1 protein-coding gene is annotated in these 458 nt (G+C 72.5%); it reads right to left on the reverse strand.

Annotated features, from left to right (window positions below):
* Window positions 1–458 (reverse strand): response regulator transcription factor (locus OQ02_RS39265; protein ID WP_033443763.1); only part of this gene is annotated, 458 nt, incomplete at both ends.

Genomic DNA, 458 nt, shown 5'->3' on the forward strand with positions numbered 1-458 from the left:
TTGTGCACTCCGCCTTCGGTGATGACGAGCTTCTCGGCGATGGCGGTGTTGCCGAGTCCTTGGGCCATGAGCGCGAGCACGTCGCGTTCCCTGGGGCTCAGCCGACCCAGCGCGCTGGTGTGCGGGTTGCGGGCCAGCAGCTGGCCGACGACTTCGGGGTCCACCGCGGTGCCGCCGCCGGCCACCCGGTGCAGGGCGGTCAGGAACTCGTCGACCCGCCCCACTCGTTCCTTCAGCATGTAGCCGAGCCGGCCGGCGCCGGCGGCGAGCAGTTCGGTGGCGAACGTCTGCTCCACGTACGCCGAGAGCACGAGCACCGCGAGACCTGGCCGGCGGCGGCGTGCCTCGACGGCCGCCACGATCCCCTCGTCGGTGTGGGTGGGCGGCATCCGCACGTCGACGATGGCGACGTCCGGCTCGTGCTCGGCCACCGCGGCCAGGAACGATCCCGGCGTGTC

Origin of the sequence: Saccharothrix sp. NRRL B-16314 (assembly GCF_000716595.1) — a bacterium.
Lineage (GTDB): Bacteria > Actinomycetota > Actinomycetes > Mycobacteriales > Pseudonocardiaceae > Actinosynnema.